A 623-nucleotide genomic window follows, 5' to 3' on the forward strand; every position below is an offset into this window, starting at 1 on the left:
CTAGATTGTCTGTTGCGTGCGCGGCAGATCGGGTGCGGTGCGTGGCGTGATGGGCGGGGGTGGGATAGGTTGCCGTGAATATCGGTGGCGACGGCGGGCCACGGTGGATCCGACGACGGTTCGTGTGTTCCGGTCGACGGTTCGTCCCTCCACGTGAGGGTTCGTGCGTTTCGACGACGGTTCGTGTGTTCGGGTCGACGGTTCGGCACTTCCTGCGACGGTTCGGCACCTAGAGGTACGTACCGTCGCGGTTCATGCCGAATCGTTGGTGCTAACTGCCGAACCGTCGTCGTTCATGACGAAGCGTCACGCAGCGTCCCGCGGGGCGCACGAGTGAGTACGCGAAAAGCCCGCTCCCCCGCGGCGGCCATGTTCGCGCCCGGGAGCGCCTGGGGTGCGGCATTAGAAGCGCTGGAATCAGTGGAACCACCGGCCGACGCTGCCAACGGCCGCCATCGTGATCCGGGAACTGCTTGATCCAGGTGATTCCAACGAGTCGTCAGCCACCAACGGTCACGAGCTCGAGAACGTCCCCGCACGCCCGAGAACGACCCGGGCCCGGCCAAAACGTCCTCTTGCGCCCGAAACCCTCCCGAATGTGGAGGGTTTGGGGCGGATGAGGT

This window comes from Actinomyces succiniciruminis (genome assembly GCF_900002405.1).
Classification (GTDB): domain Bacteria; phylum Actinomycetota; class Actinomycetes; order Actinomycetales; family Actinomycetaceae; genus Actinomyces; species Actinomyces succiniciruminis.